18 protein-coding genes are annotated in these 17,137 nt (G+C 71.2%); 8 read left to right on the top strand and 10 right to left on the bottom strand.

The window, feature by feature from the left end; translation table 11 throughout:
* The coding region (hisN, locus tag GRF61_RS19080) for a histidinol-phosphatase (protein ID WP_169152208.1) at window positions 1–716 on the bottom strand (716 nt) is incomplete at its 3' end.
* A 144-nt stretch (window positions 717–860) separates the two neighbouring features.
* On the opposite strand from hisN, the gene GRF61_RS19075 reads away from it, so the two are divergent.
* The 7 genes from GRF61_RS19075 to GRF61_RS19045 all read left to right on the top strand — a co-directional run bounded on the left by GRF61_RS19075 (window position 861) and on the right by GRF61_RS19045 (window position 8,759).
* On the top strand, window positions 861–1,886 hold the full coding sequence (locus GRF61_RS19075) for an ABC transporter substrate-binding protein (RefSeq protein WP_211166085.1): 1,026 nt from the start codon (window positions 861–863) through the stop codon (window positions 1,884–1,886).
* Window positions 1,887–1,934: 48 nt separating this feature from the next.
* On the top strand, window positions 1,935–2,942 hold the full coding sequence (locus GRF61_RS19070) for an ABC transporter ATP-binding protein (protein WP_169152207.1): 1,008 nt from the start codon (window positions 1,935–1,937) through the stop codon (window positions 2,940–2,942).
* Window positions 2,939–4,636 (top strand): ABC transporter permease subunit, encoded by a 1,698-nt coding sequence (locus GRF61_RS19065; RefSeq protein ID WP_248281335.1) that lies wholly within the window; start codon window positions 2,939–2,941, stop codon window positions 4,634–4,636. Before GRF61_RS19070 ends, GRF61_RS19065 begins: the two co-directional genes overlap by 4 nt.
* Before the next feature lie 24 nt (window positions 4,637–4,660).
* The gene (locus GRF61_RS19060; protein ID WP_133588022.1) at window positions 4,661–5,437 is read left to right on the top strand and encodes a DeoR/GlpR family DNA-binding transcription regulator; all 777 of its coding nucleotides are present in this window, start codon (window positions 4,661–4,663) and stop codon (window positions 5,435–5,437) included.
* Window positions 5,438–5,461: 24 nt separating this feature from the next.
* Entirely contained in the window at window positions 5,462–6,856 is a 1,395-nt protein-coding gene (locus tag GRF61_RS19055) for an ethanolamine ammonia-lyase subunit EutB (protein WP_169152206.1), read from the top strand.
* 10 nt (window positions 6,857–6,866) lie between these two features.
* A complete protein-coding gene (gene eutC, locus GRF61_RS19050) occupies window positions 6,867–7,745 on the top strand; it encodes an ethanolamine ammonia-lyase subunit EutC (protein ID WP_169152205.1) in 879 nt (292 codons plus the stop codon).
* A gap of 138 nt (window positions 7,746–7,883) precedes the next feature.
* The gene (locus GRF61_RS19045) at window positions 7,884–8,759 is read left to right on the top strand and encodes a hypothetical protein (RefSeq protein ID WP_169152204.1); all 876 of its coding nucleotides are present in this window, start codon (window positions 7,884–7,886) and stop codon (window positions 8,757–8,759) included.
* A gap of 79 nt (window positions 8,760–8,838) precedes the next feature.
* Here the strand turns inward: GRF61_RS19045 and GRF61_RS19040 are convergent, their stop codons facing one another.
* From GRF61_RS19040 to GRF61_RS19000, 9 genes are all read right to left on the bottom strand, one after another.
* Entirely contained in the window at window positions 8,839–9,369 is a 531-nt protein-coding gene (locus GRF61_RS19040; protein WP_169152203.1) for a lipocalin family protein, read from the bottom strand.
* A 64-nt stretch (window positions 9,370–9,433) separates the two neighbouring features.
* Window positions 9,434–9,589: a hypothetical protein gene (locus GRF61_RS19035; protein ID WP_169152202.1), complete on the bottom strand. Its 156-nt coding sequence runs from the start codon at window positions 9,587–9,589 to the stop codon at window positions 9,434–9,436.
* Entirely contained in the window at window positions 9,586–10,269 is a 684-nt protein-coding gene (locus GRF61_RS19030; protein WP_169152201.1) for a tetratricopeptide repeat protein, read from the bottom strand. The genes GRF61_RS19035 and GRF61_RS19030 overlap by 4 nt, the downstream gene beginning before the upstream one ends.
* A 44-nt stretch (window positions 10,270–10,313) precedes the next feature.
* Window positions 10,314–11,126, bottom strand: a complete 813-nt coding sequence (locus tag GRF61_RS19025; protein WP_169152200.1) for an SDR family oxidoreductase — start codon at window positions 11,124–11,126, stop codon at window positions 10,314–10,316.
* Window positions 11,123–11,782 carry an iron-containing redox enzyme family protein gene (locus GRF61_RS19020; protein WP_169152199.1) on the bottom strand — a complete coding sequence of 220 codons (660 nt, stop codon included), beginning with the start codon at window positions 11,780–11,782 and terminating at the stop codon, window positions 11,123–11,125. Before GRF61_RS19020 ends, GRF61_RS19025 begins: the two co-directional genes overlap by 4 nt.
* Window positions 11,766–13,271, bottom strand: a complete 1,506-nt coding sequence (locus GRF61_RS19015; protein WP_169152198.1) for an AMP-binding protein — start codon at window positions 13,269–13,271, stop codon at window positions 11,766–11,768. Before GRF61_RS19015 ends, GRF61_RS19020 begins: the two co-directional genes overlap by 17 nt.
* The gene (locus tag GRF61_RS19010) at window positions 13,268–13,873 is read right to left on the bottom strand and encodes a thermostable hemolysin (RefSeq protein ID WP_169152197.1); all 606 of its coding nucleotides are present in this window, start codon (window positions 13,871–13,873) and stop codon (window positions 13,268–13,270) included. Before GRF61_RS19010 ends, GRF61_RS19015 begins: the two co-directional genes overlap by 4 nt.
* Before the next feature lie 331 nt (window positions 13,874–14,204).
* Entirely contained in the window at window positions 14,205–14,678 is a 474-nt protein-coding gene (locus tag GRF61_RS19005; RefSeq protein WP_211166084.1) for a hypothetical protein, read from the bottom strand.
* A gap of 6 nt (window positions 14,679–14,684) precedes the next feature.
* On the bottom strand, window positions 14,685–15,728 hold the full coding sequence (locus GRF61_RS19000) for a hypothetical protein (protein ID WP_169152196.1): 1,044 nt from the start codon (window positions 15,726–15,728) through the stop codon (window positions 14,685–14,687).
* A 97-nt stretch (window positions 15,729–15,825) separates the two neighbouring features.
* On the opposite strand from GRF61_RS19000, the gene GRF61_RS18995 reads away from it, so the two are divergent.
* Window positions 15,826–17,137 (top strand): histidine kinase dimerization/phospho-acceptor domain-containing protein (locus GRF61_RS18995; protein WP_169152195.1); only part of this gene is annotated, 1,312 nt, incomplete at its 3' end.

Below are 17,137 nucleotides of genomic sequence, written 5' to 3'. Positions count from 1 at the left end.
AGCCCCAGCGGCTGCCCCTGCCAGTCGCTGACCACCCCGCCCGCGCCTTCGATGATATTCACCAGCGCAAGGTAGTCGTAAGGCTGCAGCCCTGCCTCGACAACGAGATCGACATGGCCGCTGGCGAGCAGGCCATAGGAGTAGCAGTCGCCGCCGAAACGGCGCAGCGCCACCGCCGCGCTCACCCGAGCGAAGCGCGCCTGGTCCTCGCCGGTGAACACGTCCGGCGAGGTGGCGTACAGCCGCGCCGTGGCCAGGGCCGAGCAGGCGCTGCTGTGGGCAGGCTCGCCCAGGTAGCGGGCAGGCTCGCCCGCCACCGCCCACCAGCGCTCGCCGGTAAAGGGGATGTCGATCATGCCCAGCACCGGCCGGCCCTTGTGCAGCAGGGCCAGCAGCGTGCCCCACAGCGGCGAGCCGGTGATGAAGCTCTTGGTGCCGTCGATGGGGTCTATCACCCACACATACTCGGCATCCAGATGCTGGCGGCCCTGCTCCTCGCCGAAGATGCCGTGGGCGGGGCAGGCCGCCGCCAGCCGCCGCCTCAGCGCCGCCTCTATCTCGCGGTCGGCGAGGGTGACCGGACTATCGTCCGCCTTGATGGCCACATCCAGCCGGGTGCGGAAAAGACGCAGCGCCAGGGTGCGCGCCTCGTCCGCCAGGGCGTGCGCCAGCGGCAGATGGACGGCGAGGATATCTGTGCTTTTTTGTGCATTCATGGCGACCTCTGTCACATTCCCGAAAAAAACGTGTTATAAATTGCCTCAACTATGCACACTTACCCATTAATGCACAAGCTTGGTGTGTCAGCCCCACTGCCTGCACCAGTTTGAACAGCGGCCCGCCGCTGTGGAGGAATCGAGATGCGCAGCCACCGTCCCGCCCGTTCCCGCTCCATCCGCCTCGCCCTCGGCCTGCTCGCCGGGCTGGCCGCCCTGCCGGCCGCCGCCGGCACCCTGGTGGCCTACACCGCGCTGGAAGAGGATGAGATCAAGGCCTACGTCGCCGCGGCGAAGAAGGATTTGCCCGACATCGACATCAAGGTGCTGCGGCTGTCCACCGGCGATCTCGGCGCCCGCATCCTGGCCGAGGCGGGCAACCCGCGGCACGACGTGATCTGGGGCTGGGCGCTGACCAACCTGCTGGACCCGCGCATCGTCGACCTGCTCGAACCCTATGCCGCCAGGGGCAGCGAGGCGCTGGCGGCCAAGGACAAGGCGGCCGACGGCAAGTGGTTCGCCGCCACCGGCTACATGGCCGCCTTCTGCGTCAATACCGAGATCCTGGCGGCGAAGAAGCTGCCGCTGCCGACCTCCTGGCAGGACCTGGCCAAGCCGATCTACAAGGGCGAGATCGCGATGCCCAACCCGGTGTCCTCCGGCACCGGCTACCTGCAGATCGCCGCGCTGCTGCAGGGCATGGGCGCCGACGCCGGCTGGAAGTACCTGAAGGCGCTGGACGGCAATGTGGCGCAGTACATCAAGTCGGGCTCGCGGCCGTGCAAGGCGGCGCGCTCCGGCGAGTTCGCCATCGGCATCTCACTCGCCTTCGCGGCAATGCAGTCGATCGAGGAAGGCTACCCGCTGAAGATGGTCATCCCCAGCGACGGTGCCGGCTACGAGCTGGAGGCCTCCGGCCTGATGAAGTCGTCGAAGAACAAGGCCGACGCCAAACGCTTCCTCGACTGGACGCTCTCGCCCCAGGCCGCCGGGCTGTACACCCGCTACAAGGAGATCGTGACCATTCCCGGCACGCCGCGCTCCAAGGCGGCCACCGCCGCCGGGCTGCCGGCTGACCTGTCCGGGGTGCTGTTCCCGATGGACTTCGCCCGCTCGGCGCGCGAGCGCGACGCCACGCTGGCCACCTGGCAGAAGCAGATCGGCCGCTGACCCGCCCCCTGCCCTCCTTTCATACCGCCCGCCACGGAAACAACCGCCATGTCCCTGGAGATCCGCAACCTGCACAAGAGCTTTGCCGGCCAGGTTGCGCTCGAACGCATCGACCTCGCCCTGGACGGCGCGGAGTTCGTCTGCCTGCTCGGCCCCAGCGGCTGTGGCAAGACCACGCTGCTGCGCATCATCGCCGGCCTGCTCGCCGCCGACCGCGGCAGCATCCGCCTGAACGGCCGCGACCTCGCCGCCGTGCCGACGCGGGAGCGCGGCTTCGGCATCGTGTTCCAGTCCTACTCGCTGTTTCCGCACATGACGGTGGCGCAGAACGTGGGCTACGGCCTCGCCATCCGCGGCGTCGCGCCGGCGCGGATCGCCGAACGGGTCGCCGGCCTGCTGGCCACGGTGAAGCTGGCCGATTTCGGCGAGCGCTACCCCGGCCAGCTCTCCGGTGGCCAGCAGCAGCGGGTGGCGATCGCCCGCGCGCTGGCGGTCGATCCCGCGCTGCTGCTGCTGGACGAACCGCTGTCGGCGCTGGACGCGCGGGTGCGCGCGGAACTGCGCGGCGAGCTGCGCGAAGTCCAGCGCAAGCTCGGCATTCCCACGCTGATGGTGACCCACGATCAGGACGAGGCCATGGTGCTGGCCGACCGGGTGGTGTGCATGAACCGCGGCCGCATCGAACAGAGCGGCACGCCGCAGGAACTCTACGAGCAGCCGCGCACCCGCTTCGTCGCCGAGTTCATGGGCCACAGCAACCTGCTGACGCCGGACTGGCTGCAGCAGGCCGCGCCCTCGCTGCTCGCCGGCATGCCGGCGGACCTGAGGGCGGCCGGCGCCGCCTGCGTGCGGCCGGAGCGCATCGCGCTCACCCCCGACGCGGCGGGCGACGGCCGCGTCGTCGAGGTGGCCTTCATGGGCAACTTCAAGCGCGTGCGGCTGGAGTGGCGCGGCCGCGAACTGCTGGCCGAAGTGTCCTCCGCCCTCGCCCTCCAGCCGGGAGACCCGGTGTCGGTGGACATCGCCGCGCAGGACTGCGCCTGGGTAATGGCATGAGCGGGCATGAGCGCCACGATGAACGCGCCCTGCCGGGCGGGGAGGAAGAGCCGATGACCGCCGCGCCGCTCGCCGCCGCCGACCGCTGGCTGATGCGCGCCTGCCTGTACGTGCCGCTGGCCGCGCTGCTGCTGTTCTTCGCCCTGCCCATGGGCTTCATCGCCTGGCGCAGCCTGATGCAGGACGACGGCGGCATCGGCTTCGCCAACTATCTGGCGCTGCTCGACACGCCGGGCGTGTGGCAGGCCACCCGCAACAGCCTGGGTCTGGGCGTGGCCACCACCGCCATCACCCTGCTGCTGGCCTTCGTGCTGGCCTATGGCATGGAGCGCACCTGCATGCGCGGCCGCCGCTTCGTCGCCGCGGCGCTGACGCTGCCGCTGCTGGCGCCCTCGCTGGTGCTCGGCCTCGGCCTCATCTTCATCCTCGGCCGCAACGGCATCGTCGGCCAGCTGCTGGGCATACGGCCCGACATCTACGGCTTCCACGGCTTGCTGATCGCCGACGTGCTGTATGCACTGCCGCAGGCGGTGCTGATCCTGCGCGCCGCCCTGCGCTGCGCCGATGCCCGCCAGTACGAGGCGGCCGAGGTGCTGGGGGCCACGCCCTGGCGCCAGTTCCGCGACATCACCCTGCCCGGCATGCGCTATGGGCTGCTCAGCGCCGGCTTCGTGGTGTTCACCGTCACCATCACCGACTTCGGCAACGCCGTGGTGATAGGCGGCGACTTCTCGGTGCTCGCCACCGAGATCTACAACCAGGTGAGCGGCCAGATGCGTTTCGGCATCGGCGCGGTGGTCGGCCTGCTGCTGTTGCTGCCGGCGGCGCTGTCGGTGTGGATAGAGCGGGTGGCGGCGCAGCGCCAGGCCGGCATCGGCGCCGAATCGGCGCAGCCGCCGCAGCCGCGTATCGCCCGCGGGCGCGACGGCCTGTATGCGATCGCCTGTCTCGGCATCGCCAGCGCGATCTGCGCGGTGGTGGCCACGGTGGTGATCGCCGGCTTCATCCGGCTGTGGCCCTACCGGCTGGACCTCACCCTCAAGCATTACGACATCACCGTGTCCGGCGGCTACGCCAGCCTGTGGGCTTCGCTGGCGGTGTCGCTGATCGCCGCCACGGCCGGCACCCTGCTGCTCTTCCTGCTGGCCTTCTCGGTGCGCCGGCTGTCCGGCTGGCCGGCGCGGGCCGCCACCCTGCTCGCCACCCTGCCGGTGGGCGTGCCGGGGCTGGTGCTGGGCCTGGCCTATGTGTTCGCCTTCAACGAGCCCGCGCTGCCCTGGGGTGCGCTGTACGGAAGCCTCTTCCTGCTGGCGATGTGCAACTTCTACCACTACCACACCCAGGGCTACGTCTCGATGGCCACCGGCCTGCGGGCGGTACCGGCCCAGTTGGAGGAAGCGGTGGCGGTGCTCGGCGGCGGCGTCGGCCGCCTGCTCGCCGACGTGCACCTGCCAGCGCTGCGCATCACCCTGTGGGCGGTGGCGGCCTTCCTGTTCATGCGCTCCATGGTGACGCTGTCGGCGGTGATCTTCCTGGTCACGCCCGAGCTGTCGCTGTCGGCGGTCACCGTGATGCGGCTGGATGAAGCCGGCTTCACCTCGCAGGCGGCCGCCTTCTCCACCTGCATCATGGCGGTGGTCGGCGCGGTGGCCCTGCTGCTGCACCGGCTGACCTCCCGCTGCCGCGTTCCGTAAAACAAGATCCGGAGACCCGCATACATGCTGCAAGAAGAACGCTACCAACGCATCTGCGCCCTGCTCGAGACCTTCAAGAGCCTCTCCACCGAGCGCATCTCGGGCGAGCTCGGCATCTCGCGCGAGACGGTGCGGCGCGACGTGATCGCGCTGGAGGCCATGGGCCGGCTGCGCCGGGTGCACGGCGGCGTGGTGCTGGACAGCGCCCGCAGCGAGGCGCCCTACGGCGAACGGCTGAAGGTGCGGGCCAAGGAGAAGCAGGCCATCGCCCGCGCCGCGGTGAAGCTGCTGCAGCCCGGCCACACCCTCTTCCTCGATGCCGGCAGCACCACGCTGGCGCTCACCGAGGAGCTGCTGACGCTGTCCGGCCTCACCATCGTCACCAACAGCATGGACATCGCGGTGCGCATGGCGCAGGCCGGCGAGAGCATGGGCCAGCGCCACGAAGTGATCGTGCTCGGCGGCCGGCTCGCGCCCGGCATCGCCGCCACCTGCGGCGAAACCACGGTGAGCGAGATCCAGCGTCACCGCGCCGACTTCGCGCTGCTGTCGCCGGTGGCGATCGATGCCCGCAACGGCGCCACCAGCTTCGACCACGGCGAGGCCGGCGTTGCCCGCGCCATGGCCGAGCGCGCCGCCCACCGCATCATCCTCGCCGACTACAGCAAGATCGGCGAGAGCAGCCGGGTGAGCTACTGCCCCATCGGCAGCATAGACACCCTGGTGACCGACGGCCGCGCCCGCAAGCTCGCCGCCCTGGCCGAGATACAGAAAGCCGGGCCCGAGGTCGTCGTCGCCTGAGCGCGGGAAAACGAGGAGGCCGCCATGCCCTACCGTCACACCCTGGACCATCGCAACTGGCTCTTCGCCGACCTGCGCGAAGTACTGGCCAAGGCCAGCCCGGCGCGCTCCGGCGACCAGCTCGCCGGCCTCGCCGCGGAAAGCGCGGTGGAGCGCATGGCGGCGCGCATGTGCCTGGCGGAGCTGCCGCTGGCGCGCTTCCTGGAAGAGGCGCTGATTCCCTACGAGGACGACGAGGTCACCCGCCTCATCATCGACGGCCACGACCCGGCTGCCTTCGCCCCGGTGGCCCACCTCACCGTCGGCGACTTCCGCGACTGGCTGCTGTCCGACCACGCCGACGAAGCCGCGCTGGCCGCGTTGCGCCCGGGCATAACGCCGGAGATGGCGGCGGCGGTGAGCAAGCTGATGCGCAACCAGGACCTGGTGCTGGTGGCAAAGAAATGCCGCGTCGTCACCCGCTTCCGCAACACCATCGGCCTGCCGGGGCGGCTGTCGGTGCGGCTGCAGCCCAACCACCCCACCGACGACGCCCGCGGCATCGCCGCCGCCATCGTTGATGGCCTGCTCTACGGCGCCGGCGACGCGGTCATCGGCATCAACCCGGCCAGCGACAGCCTGCCGGCGCTGACGCGGCTGGTGCACATGCTGGACGAGATCATCGACCGGCTGGCGCTGCCCACCCAGTCCTGCGTGCTCACCCACGTCACCAACACCGTGCAGATGATCGAGCGGGGCGCGCCGGTGGACCTGGTGTTCCAGTCGGTGGCCGGCACCCAGGCCGCCAACGCCGCCTTCGGCATCAGCCTCGCCACCCTGCGCGAAGCGCGCGAGGCGGCGCTGTCGCTCAAGCGCGGCAGCCTGGGCGACAACCTCATGTACTTCGAAACCGGCCAGGGCAGCGCCCTCTCCGCCAACGCCCACCACGGTGTGGACCAGCAGACCTGCGAGGCGCGCGCCTACGCCGTCGCCCGCGAGTTCAAGCCGCTGCTCACCAACACCGTGGTCGGCTTCATCGGCCCGGAGTACCTCTACGACGGCAAGCAGATCCTGCGCGCCGGGCTGGAAGACCACTTCTGCGGCAAGCTGCTCGGCCTGCCGCTGGGCTGCGACGTCTGCTACACCAACCACGCCGAGGCCGACCAGGACGACATGGACAGCCTGCTCACCCTGCTCGGCGTCGCCGGCATCAGCTTCATCATGGGCGTGCCCGGCGCGGACGACATCATGCTCAACTACCAGAGCACCGCCTTCCACGACGGCCTCTACCTGCGCCAGGCGCTGGGCCTGCGCCGGGCGCCGGAGTTCGAGGCCTGGCTGCAGCGCATGCAGCTGGTGGACGAAGCCGGCCACGCCCTGCCGCTCAACCCGGCGCACCCGGCGCTGGGCACCCTGCGCCGGCTGGCGCTGCCCGCCTGAGGCGCCGCCAATGAAAAAGCGCACTCCCCCGCCCGCCGATGCCGGACCGTTTGCCGCCGGCACCGCCGCGCCCGGCGCGATAGACGCCGACCCCTGGACCGACCTGCGCCGCTACACCGCCGCCCGGCTCGCGCTCGGCCGCGCCGGCGCCAGCCTGCCCACCGCCGAGGTACTGCGCTTCGGCCTCGCCCACGCCAAGGCACGGGACGCGGTGCACCTGGCGCTGGACGCCGAGGCGCTGCAGGCCGCACTGGCGGCCGACGGCTGCGCCACCCTGCGCGCCCACAGCGCCGCCGCCGACCGCGCCAGCTACCTCGCCCGCCCCGACCTCGGCCGCAAGCTCGCCGCCGACAGCGCCGCCGCGCTGCGCGCCCAGGCCGACCCGGCCGGCTGCGACCTGCTGCTGGTGGTTGCCGACGGCCTCTCCTCGCTCGCGGTCGAGCGCAATGCCCGCGCGCTGGTCGCCGAGATCCGCCGCGGCCTGCCCGCCGGCTGGACGCTGGGCCCGGTGGTGGTCGCCACCCAGGCGCGCGTCGCCCTCGCCGACGAGATCGGCCAGGCGCTGGGCGCCCGCCTGGTGGCGATGCTGATCGGCGAACGCCCCGGCCTCAGCTCGCCCGACAGCCTCGGCCTCTACCTCACCTGGGCGCCCCGGCCGGGCCGCAGCGACGCCCAGCGCAACTGCATTTCCAACATCCGCCCGGAAGGGCTGGGCCACGCCGAGGCCGCGCGCCGCTTGTGGTGGCTGTGCGAGGAGGCGCGCCGCCTCGGCCTCACCGGCGTGGCGCTCAAGGACAACAGCGAGGGGGCACTGCCCGGCGCCGGGCCCCCGCTGGCGCTGCCGGCCGCAGCCCCGGCCCCGGACACCGGCACGCAGGACAAGCAGTAGACAAGACCGGCGGACCGCAGGCGCGGACCAGCCCGGCAGTGGAGGCGACGCAGGTGGGTGACGGTGCGGCCATGCCGCCTTGATGCCCGAAGGCGCGAGGAATTCCCCTCGCCGAATCGACGAAATGGAGTACCGCCAATGAACCGCAGAACCTGGACCCTTTCCCTCGCCGCGCTGTCGGCCGCCTTCCTCGGCGCCTGCGCGAGCGCGCCCACCGGCACCGCCGGCATCGACAACAGCGCCATCGGCAAGCCGGAATTCCGCGAGCATGTGAAGACCTACGGCCTGGTCTATCGCCTGCCCAAGGACGTCACCGACGTGCTCGACGCCAAGATCACCACCCCGCTGCAGCAGAACCTGCTGCGCCTGGGGCTGAACGCCGAGGCCAACACCTTCAACCTGCCGCACGTCACCGTGGTGCACATCCACAGCGCCGACCCGGCCACGCCGAAGAAGATGCTGGCCGCGCTGCCGGCGCTGCCACCGGTGCTGGACGGCGTGGTGCTGAAGGGCTTCTACACCACCGAGGCGGCCAAGGGCGCCGGCCACCCCTGGTGGCTGGACCTCGGCATCGTCAAGAGCGGCCCCGCCTTCGACAACATGATGGCCTTCAACACCCGCGCCACCGCCGCCTTCGCACCGCTGCGCGACGGCCCGCTGCCGCGGGTGACCGGCCCGGTTTACGCCAAGATGGGCGATGCCGGCAAGGAGCTGGTGCGGACCGTGGGTGTGAGCGGCGTGAACGTGGTCAAGGACGGCAAGGAGCTGCGCAGCCACAACCCGCACAACACGCTGGTCTACAGCATGGCGATGTTCACTCCGCAGCTGCAGGCCTCGATGGACCAGGTGGCGGCGGACTTCAACAAGGTGCTGCCGGACGGCATCACCACCTCGTTCAAGAACGTCTCCATCGTCGAACTCGCCTTCTCCGGCAACGTGCTGCGCGAGATCTACCGGATCAGCCTGGAAGACGGCTCGGTGTACGACGTGGCGACCGGCCAGAAACTGCGCTGAGCGGCAACCGCGGGGAAGCGCCTTCCCCGCCCCGCCGGACCCGGCCCCTGGACGGCCGGGTCCGGCGCCGGCGCGCGGCTCAATCCATGCGCTGCTCGGTGTAGCGCAGGCCGCCGAGGTCGTAGCCCTGGTCGCGCGCTGCCTGGCGGGCCTTCTCCAGCACGTCCAGCGGCATCGCCGGGGTGCGGGAGAGTATCCACAGGTACTTGCGCTCCGGATCGCCGACCACCGCCCAGCGGTAGTCGGGCGCCAGGCCGATGACCCAGTAGTCGCCGCTGAAGGGCCAGAAGAAACTCACCCGCAGCTTGGCGCCGCCGCTGTCCTCCACCACCCGCGCCGTACCTTCGGCCTCGTCGAAGCCCTTGTCGGTGCGGCAGCGGTTCAGCACCCGGATGCGGCCATCCTCGCGCAGCGAGTAGTCGGCGGTGACGTCGCCGACGCAGTTGCGCTGGAAGAACATCGGAAAGCGGGCAATCTCGTACCACTTGCCCAGGTAACGCTCCAGTTCCACTTCCGGCACCGTGCGCACCGGCGCGGGCTCGCCGTCGTCCGCCCGCGCGCCACCGGCCAGCGCCAGCGCGGCGAGCACTACAGCCAGGCTTTTCTTCATCGGGAAACCTCCATGCTCCGGCCCGCCAGTGTGACGGGGCCGCAAGCATCCGGGTTCCCACGGCTCAGGGCAAGGGCAGGCAGCTCGTCATGCGGTCGAAATAGACCAGGTAGCCAACCGCGCCAAGGGCGAGCGCGGCCACGCACAGGGCCACGTCCACCCAGGGCTGCTCGGGCGGGCGCCGGCGCTTGGCGCCGATCAGATCGGGCGCGCTCCTCATTTGGCCGCCGCCAGCGCGTCCGGGTGCTTGCGCTGCAGTTCCGCGAGCAGCGACTCCACCTCCAGCAGGCGGCCCTTGTCGGCATCCTCGCGGCCGGGACGCGGCGGCGCCACCTGCGCCAGCTTGAGCCGGGCGGCGGCCTTGGCGTACTCGCCCTGGTCGGCGAGGAAGTCGGCATACAGGTAGTTGGCGTCCATGCCCTGCGGGTTCATGGCCACTGCCTTCTCCAGGTATTCGCGTGCCTTCTTCTTGTCGCCGAACCCCACCGGCCAGCCCGGCACCTTGGCGTAGAGGCTGCCCAGGCTGGTGTAGATGGAGCCGTTGAGGGCGTTGGGATCGATCTTCTCCGCCGCCAGCAGCAGGTCGCGCGCCTCGCGCGCGGCCGACAGCGCACCGATGCCCCCATTGGCCTTGGCATAGCCGGCCAGCGAGATCGCCTGCCAGATCATCGGCTCGGGCTTGCCCGGGTTGGCGACGGCGAAGCTGCGCGCCTGCTCGACCAGGGCCTTGAACGCGGCCTCGCGCTCGCCCTCCGGCATCTGGTAGGTGATGGCCGCCCAGCGGTGGGCGACTCGGGCCACGCCCTCGTCGATGGCGGGGTCGGCGGCAAGGGCCGGAACGGCGGTGTACAGCGCGAAGGCGAGCAGCGCCAGCGGGCGCAGGGGGAAGGGTTTTTTCATAGCGATCTCCTCGGTGGGAAAGGCGGGAAAGTGCTGGCGGGTATTCATGCGGGGCCGGACTCGGCGCGGCGGGTAAAGCCCACCATGCGGCGGACCTGCGGAATCAGTGCGCGGTCCACCACCCTGGGCAGCAAGGCGTTGATGCGCACGAAAAGCTTCTCCGGCCAGCCGAGGTAGGTGTCGGCGGTATCGGCCTCGATGGCGGCGACGATGCTGCGCGCCACCGCTTCCGGGCTGTCGGTGTTCATCTTCAAGGCCTCGGCCATGCGCGCCACCGCGTCGCGGTTGAAGGCGGTGCGCGTGTAGCGCGGCGCCACGTAGCTCACCCGTACGCCGCTGCCCGCCAGTTCCCGGCGCAGCGCCTCGGCATAGCCGCGCAGGGCGAACTTGCTGGCGGAGTAGCTGGCGAAACAGGGGAAGGCGATGGAGCCGAAGATGGAGCCGATGAGCACGATGTGGCCATTGCCGCGGCCGGTCATGTGCGGCAGCAGGGCGTTGCACAGCTGGATGGGCGCCACCGTGTTGGCGAGGAACATGCGCCGCGTGTCGCCGGCGGCCTCGTCGGCGGCGAGGCCGAAGGTCTGGACGCCGACGCAATTGATCACCATGTCCAGGCTGCCGAAGGCGGCGATGGCCCGCTGCGCGGTCCGCGCCGGGTCTTCCTCCACCAGGTCGGCAACCAGGCGGCTGGTGCGCGCGCCCAGTGCGCGCAGCTCCGTCTCCAGCGCCAGCAGCTCGTCGCCGCTGCGCCCGCCCAGCACCAGGGAGGCTCCGCGCAGGGCGAGTTCCCTGCACACCGCCGCGCCGATGCCGCCGGCGGCGCCGGTGACCAGGATGAAGCTGTCCGCCGGCTTCATAGCGCCCCCTCGACGCCGACTGAGCGGATGACATCGCCGTACAGGCGGAAGAACACCTTGGCCGCATGCACCACCGCGGCGCGGTCGGCGGCGTCCTCCAGGCGGTTCATCAGCCGGCCGAAATGGTCGATGTGCTCCAGGTCCAGCGAGCCGTGGCTGCTGAGGTAGGAGAAGGCGGAGGCCGGCAGGTCCAGGCTGCGCTGCAGCACGCTGGCGAGGTTGGTGGCGATGCGCACGCTGGTGCCTTCGAGCACGAAGACCATGCCGAAGAAGCTCACCGGGTTGTTGCGCTGGATGGTGTCGTAGGCGTAGGCCACCATCAGCTCGGTGGCGAGGCGGGGGCGGCCGTCGCGCACCGTGTCGGCGTCGCCGCCGGCGGCGCGGATGTCGTCCAGGATCCACTTCTCGTGGCCCACCTCCTCCTGCACGTAATGCACCACCGCTTCGCGCAGCCAGTCCAGCCGCGTCGGCAGGCGGCTGCCGCAGGCCATCAGCAGCGGCACGGTGTGGCGCACGTGGTGGTAGGCCTCGGCGAGAAAGGCGCGGTACTGGGCGCGGGTGGCCTTGCCGGCCATCGCCTCGGCGAGTATGGGAGCCTGCAGCAGGTGGCCCCGTTCGTGTTCGGTGAGGCGTTGCAGGTCAGCGTAGAAGTCCATGGGTATCCTCGCAGTAAAGCTGTTGTAGGGCTTGGGCATAGCGTTGGGCGATGGGGCCGCGGCGCAGGCGGCCGTTGGCGGTGGCCTGCCCGTTGGCCGCCGAGAACGGCGCCGCGGCAGGCAGCCAGCGGGTCACCCTGGCGTAGTCCGGCAGCTGGCGGTTGGCCGCCTGCACCGCCGCCTCGGCCGCACCGGCGCTCACCTCCGGGCGCAGCACCAGCACCGCGGCATTGAAGGGCCGCCCTTCGCCGAATACGGCGGCCTGGGCGATGGCCGGCTGCGCGGTCAGCTCGCGCTCCACCCACTCGGGGGCGACGTTGCGGCCATAGGCGGTGATGAACATGTTCTTCTTGCGGCCTTCGAGATGGAGGTAGCCATCGGCATCGACATGGCCGATGTCGCCGGTGGCGAGCCAGCCGTCGGCATCCCTGTGGGCCGGGCCGTCCACATAGCCGAGCAGGCCAGCGCCCCGCACCTGGATCTCGCCGTCACCAGCGATCGCCACTTCGGCATGCGGCAGCACCCGGCCGACGCTGCCCGGACGCAGCGCGCCGGCACGATTCAGGCTCACCACCGATGCGCACTCCGACAGGCCATAGCCCTCGAACACCGGCAGCCCCACCGCCGCGGCGCGCGCCAGCAGCGTCGGCGAGACCGGCGCGCCGCCCACCGCCACATGGCGCAAGGCCGGCGGCCGTGGCGCGCCCTGTTCCAGCGCCAGCACCAGCAGGTGCAGCAACTGCGGCACCAGGATCAGGCTGCTGGCGCGGCTGGCGCCGATGGCGTGGAGAAAGCGCGGCACGTCGACGCCGGAGCTGCCACTCAGCCCGGTGCCCGCCATGCCCGGCAGCACGCAGGTGGCGCCGGCCAGCATGGGCACCAGCAGCCCGCCGATGTTTTCCAGCAGCGTGGCCAGGGGCAGCACCGCGAGGTGACGATCCTGCGGCGCGGCGCCGCTCGCCTGCTGCAGCGAGAGCGCCACCGCCTCCAGCGCCTCCTGCGCCAGGCACACGCCGCGCGGTTCACCGGTGGAGCCGGAGGTGTAGGTGATCTTCGCCGTGCCCGCCGGCAGGCTGGCCGCCATGCAGGCACGGCTCATCGCCACCAGCGAATCCGTACCGGGCGCGGCGTCGGCCTCCGCCCGGGTGACGAAGGCGAGGCCGGCGAACAGCGCCGGGCGGTCGCACAACAGCAGGTCGGCCCCGGCCTGGGTCATCGCATGCTCGAGCTGGGCGTAGGTGAAGAAAGTAGGCAGGGGAAGCAGCGGCACGCCGGCGGCGAGCGCGGCGAGGTCAGCCACCGCCCAGTCGATGCCGTTGTCCGCATGCAGGGCCAGTACCCGCGGACGGCGCCGGCGCAGGAAATCCGCCAGGCGGGTCACCTTCTCCAGCAAGGGCAGGTAGCACAGGCGCTGCGCCCCGCTCTCCAGCGCCAGCGCCGCAGGGTTGATGGCGGCGTGGCGCGCCAGCGCACTCAGGACCCGGCTCATGAGCAGCCCTCCCCGCGCAGGCTCAGGGCGGCATAGCCTTCGCCGATGTCGCCGAACACCACCCGCGGCGCATGGGCGTAGTAGCTGCCCCAGGCCGCCTGCTCGGCCGGCCCCAGGCAGCCGGGGTCGGCGGCGCCGAGGTCACGTGGGGCCAGCCCCAGGCGGTGGAAGGCATTGCGCAGCGCGCGGGTGCCGGTGAAGCAGACCCAGCGGTAGCCTTCGCGGTGCAGCACCGCGGTCAGCCCGGCGATCATGCTGCGGAATGCGCCCGGGCCGGTGCCGGCGAACTGCCCGACCTCCACCACCTGGGTACGCAGCGCCTCCCCCGTGCCGGCCTCGGCGATGACCTGCTCGATCGGCCGGCCGAGATAGCGCTCCAGAAACAGCGGCTGCTCGGCCGCGACCCTCACCCCCAGCGCGCCCACCAGGCGGCCGCCCTCGTCCTCCACCGAGAACAGGCGGGGCATGAAATGCTCCAGGCAGGCGCCGTAGGCCTCGGCGTAGCGCTCGCGGATGAAACGCTCCGCCTCGGCACGCTCGCCGCCGCTGCGCTCGCGCAACAGTGGCAGGGCATGCCAGGGCAGCCCCGGGCGGGCACCCACCGCGGCCGGACCGTAGGGAGGGAAACGCCTTCCGCTCGCCCCATCCTCGGGGAGCGGGACGGGAATTGCGGAACTTGCGACTTGGGTTGCCGATTGCGCCGACACGATGGGCTTCCTCCTGGAGGCTGGCGGCGCGGCACACAGGCGGCCGCGCTCCGTTCCCCTAACGCAACTGGAGTGCCAGCTTGTCAGCGGACAGCAAAAAACCCTTCAAGCAGCTGAATTTTATGGAGAAAAATATAGACGCCCGGCCCTGAGACCGGCCGACGGAGGCCCTGCAAGACTTTGCAGTCCCGCAGCTTTCGTTGACATTTTTTGCAGTGCCCGGGGCTCAAGGCTGGTGCGGACAGGCGACAGGCACGTCCAGTTGCAGAACCACGACCACCCGCCGGTCGGCCAGGCAGCGCGGCACATAGCCGATGGCCCCCGGCGTGGCGGCGACGAAGCGCACCACCGCCTCCTCCGAGCCGAGCACATAAGGCGGCAGTTCGCCGTGGAAATACTGGTCGCGCCAGTACTCGTCCATCTCCTCCGGCAGAAGGCTGAAGATCCGGCTGGAAAAAGCGCGCCGGATGGTATTGGACGGCGGCAGGTTGACCGGCTGGATACGGCTGCCGTCGGACCACAGCCGCTTCTTGCGCTTGAAGATCAAGGCCACTTCCTCGCGCCCCAGCGCGGCCACCGGGCTGCCGGCGGCCATGACCACCGCCAGCCCGGCGGGCTCCTCCGCCGCCTGGGCAGGCCCGGGCGGCCCAGGGAAAGCCCAGGCCAGCAGCAGGAGGACAGGTAGCAGCGGGCGACGCATCGTGGGCTAGAAGAGCACGCTCACCGAGGCGAGGAAGCCCTGCTCCACCTCCTCCGGCACATGCGTGCCACGCACCACCTCCGCTTTCAGCGCCACGCCCTGGGCGAGGCGGTAGTTGAGGCCGGCAACCCACATCCGGGTGGCATCCTGCTCGCCGGGGCGCTTCAGCGTCTCCACCCGGACGATGCCGTAGAGGCGCGCCGCCAGCGGCACCGCCGCCTGCAGGAAAGCGCCGCGCTCGACCCGCGCCGGCCCCCGTACCGCCTGCAGCCACACCGCCTCGCCGGAAAGCTCCAGGCCCTGGTGGCTCCACAGGAAGTCGAGCCCGCCGAGGTACTTCGCCGCATCGTCGCTGCGGCGTTCGAAATGCCCCAGCGACACCCCGGTCTGCCAGCCGCCGGGCAGGCGCACGTTGAGCCGCCCGCCATAGGCCTCGCGGAACTCCTGCTCCTCCCGGCTGGCGCGCATGCGGGCGTCGCCCGAGGCATAGAGGGCGTAATCCACCTCCTGGCCGCGGGCCAGCAGGGTACCCAGCGCCATCACGCCGACCGCGCTGCCGGGAAACACCTCGCGGGTGACCAGCGGCCGCGACGAGGTCCACACCAGCGGGTCGGCATGGATCTGGTTCCAGCGCCCCACCGGGGTCAGGAACTTGCCCGCGCGCAGGGTGAGGCTGTCGTCCACCGCATAGTCGAGGTAGGCCCGCTCCAGGGCCAGGTAGCGGCGTTCCTCATCCTCGTGGTCGTAGCGGGTTGCCGCAGCATCTTCCAGGTCGAGCTCGGAGAAGAACTTGAAGCGGTCGTGCTCCCACCACACGAAAAGGCTGAGATGGCTGAGCGACAGGCGGGGCGGGCGATCGCTCTCGTCCTCGTACATGAGCTTGGCATAGCCGCCCAGCGTGAAGCCGGAGTCGCCCAGCTGCAGGCCGCGGCCCAGTTCATAGCCGCCCAGCCGCAGCGCCGGCGGGGCTTGCTCCCCGGTCTGGGCCGCGCACCAGGCCGGCAACAGCGCGCAAGCCGCCACCAGCATTGCCAGCAGCCGCCCGAGCACGCGCCGGGCGCCACGGCCGCAGCGCCGGAAGCACGCTCGATTTCCGTATACTCCGCCAACCATCAGGGGATTCCATCGAAAGCAGGGACGCCAGGCCGTGACCATCCGCCATACGCTGCTGCGTGCCTTTCTGCTGGTCGGCCTGGCGCCCGCCATACTTCTGGCCGGCCTCGCCTTTGTCAAGGCGCGCCAGGCGCTGCAGGCGGAGATCGAGCTCAAGCTCGCCGCCCAGGCCGGCACCGTGGCCGCCAATATCGAGCAGACCCTGTTCGAGCGCCTGCAGAACGCCGCCGTATGGAGCCAGTTCGAGATCATGCAGGACCTGGCGGTGGGCGATGTGGACAAGCGCCTGTCCAGTTTCCTGGCTGGCCTGCGCAAGGGGTATGGCGGCGTCTATCGCGCCCTCCATGCGCTGGACGCGCAGGGCAAGGTGATCGCGAGCAGCGAGGCGGAAGCGCTGGGGAGCCACCCGCCGGCGGCGCCTGCCTGGCAAACGGTGCGGCTGGCCGGCACCGAGCTGTTGCTGGAACAACCCCGCCGCGCCGCCGCCGGCACCACGCTGGCCATCCGCGCGCCGGTGCCGTCCCGCTTCCAGGACGGCCTGCTGGGTACCCTGGTGCTGGAGCTGGACTGGGATCAGGTGGAGGCGGTGCTGGACCGGGTGGCCGGCGGCAGCCTCAGCGTGGCGCTGCTGGACCGCGAAGGCCGCCTGGTCGCCGCATCGCAGGACCTGCGACAACGCGGCCTGCTGCTGGGCCGGGATTTCGCCGCCTGGGGCGCCGAAAAACATGCCGGCGGCGCTTTCCTGCACGAGCCGGAGGATGGCAGCGGCAGCGTCATCGTCGGCGTGGGCCGCCCGCCGGCCGCCTTCGCCGGTTTCCACGACATGGACCTGTCCACCCTGGTGATACAGCCGCGCGCCATCGCCCTGGCGCCGGTGCAGCGCATGGCGCTGATCTCGCTGGCGGTGATGGCGCTGCTGGTGCTGGGCACGCTGGCGATGGCGGCCTGGGTCAGCGGCGTGATCGCCCGCCCGATCGCCGCCCTCACCGCCTTCACCCGCCGCTATCGCGAGGACCGCAGCCTGGCGGTGGCGCCACCGGCCGCCGGCGGCGAGGTGGGCGAACTGACGGCGGCCTACACCGCCCTGATCCACGACATCGAGCGCTCCCGCCGCGACCTCGTCCGCGCCTCCAAGCTGGCGGTGGTGGGCGAGATGTCCTCGGTGATTGCCCACGAGGTGCGCACGCCGCTGGGCATCCTGCGCTCCTCCGCACAGATGCTGCAGCGCGAGGCGGCGCTGTCGGCGGAGGGGCGCGAGCTGGTCGGCTTCATCGACAGCGAGACGGAGCGCCTGAACCGGCTCGTCTCCACCATGCTGGACAGCGCCCGCCCGCGCGCCCCCCGCT

Source organism: Azoarcus sp. TTM-91, from assembly GCF_012911025.1.
In the GTDB taxonomy this organism is placed as follows: Bacteria; Pseudomonadota; Gammaproteobacteria; order Burkholderiales; family Rhodocyclaceae; genus Azoarcus.
The sequence above is the reverse complement of the archived record's forward strand: the minus strand, read 5'-3'. Positions and strand labels throughout refer to the sequence as shown.

Coding starts and splice junctions, on each gene's coding strand:
- GRF61_RS19025 (WP_169152200.1), bottom strand. CDS start 11,126: ATGAAGCCGGCGGACAGCTTCATCCTGGTCACCGGCGCCGCCGGCGGC.
- GRF61_RS19075 (WP_211166085.1), top strand. CDS start 861: ATGCGCAGCCACCGTCCCGCCCGTTCCCGCTCCATCCGCCTCGCCCTC.
- GRF61_RS19030 (WP_169152201.1), bottom strand. CDS start 10,269: ATGAAAAAACCCTTCCCCCTGCGCCCGCTGGCGCTGCTCGCCTTCGCG.
- GRF61_RS19070 (WP_169152207.1), top strand. CDS start 1,935: ATGTCCCTGGAGATCCGCAACCTGCACAAGAGCTTTGCCGGCCAGGTT.
- GRF61_RS19055 (WP_169152206.1), top strand. CDS start 5,462: ATGCCCTACCGTCACACCCTGGACCATCGCAACTGGCTCTTCGCCGAC.
- GRF61_RS19035 (WP_169152202.1), bottom strand. CDS start 9,589: ATGAGGAGCGCGCCCGATCTGATCGGCGCCAAGCGCCGGCGCCCGCCC.
- GRF61_RS19045 (WP_169152204.1), top strand. CDS start 7,884: ATGAACCGCAGAACCTGGACCCTTTCCCTCGCCGCGCTGTCGGCCGCC.
- GRF61_RS19040 (WP_169152203.1), bottom strand. CDS start 9,369: ATGAAGAAAAGCCTGGCTGTAGTGCTCGCCGCGCTGGCGCTGGCCGGT.
- GRF61_RS19005 (WP_211166084.1), bottom strand. CDS start 14,678: ATGCGTCGCCCGCTGCTACCTGTCCTCCTGCTGCTGGCCTGGGCTTTC.
- GRF61_RS19015 (WP_169152198.1), bottom strand. CDS start 13,271: ATGAGCCGGGTCCTGAGTGCGCTGGCGCGCCACGCCGCCATCAACCCT.
- GRF61_RS19020 (WP_169152199.1), bottom strand. CDS start 11,782: ATGGACTTCTACGCTGACCTGCAACGCCTCACCGAACACGAACGGGGC.
- GRF61_RS19060 (WP_133588022.1), top strand. CDS start 4,661: ATGCTGCAAGAAGAACGCTACCAACGCATCTGCGCCCTGCTCGAGACC.
- GRF61_RS19065 (WP_248281335.1), top strand. CDS start 2,939: ATGAGCGGGCATGAGCGCCACGATGAACGCGCCCTGCCGGGCGGGGAG.
- eutC (WP_169152205.1), top strand. CDS start 6,867: ATGAAAAAGCGCACTCCCCCGCCCGCCGATGCCGGACCGTTTGCCGCC.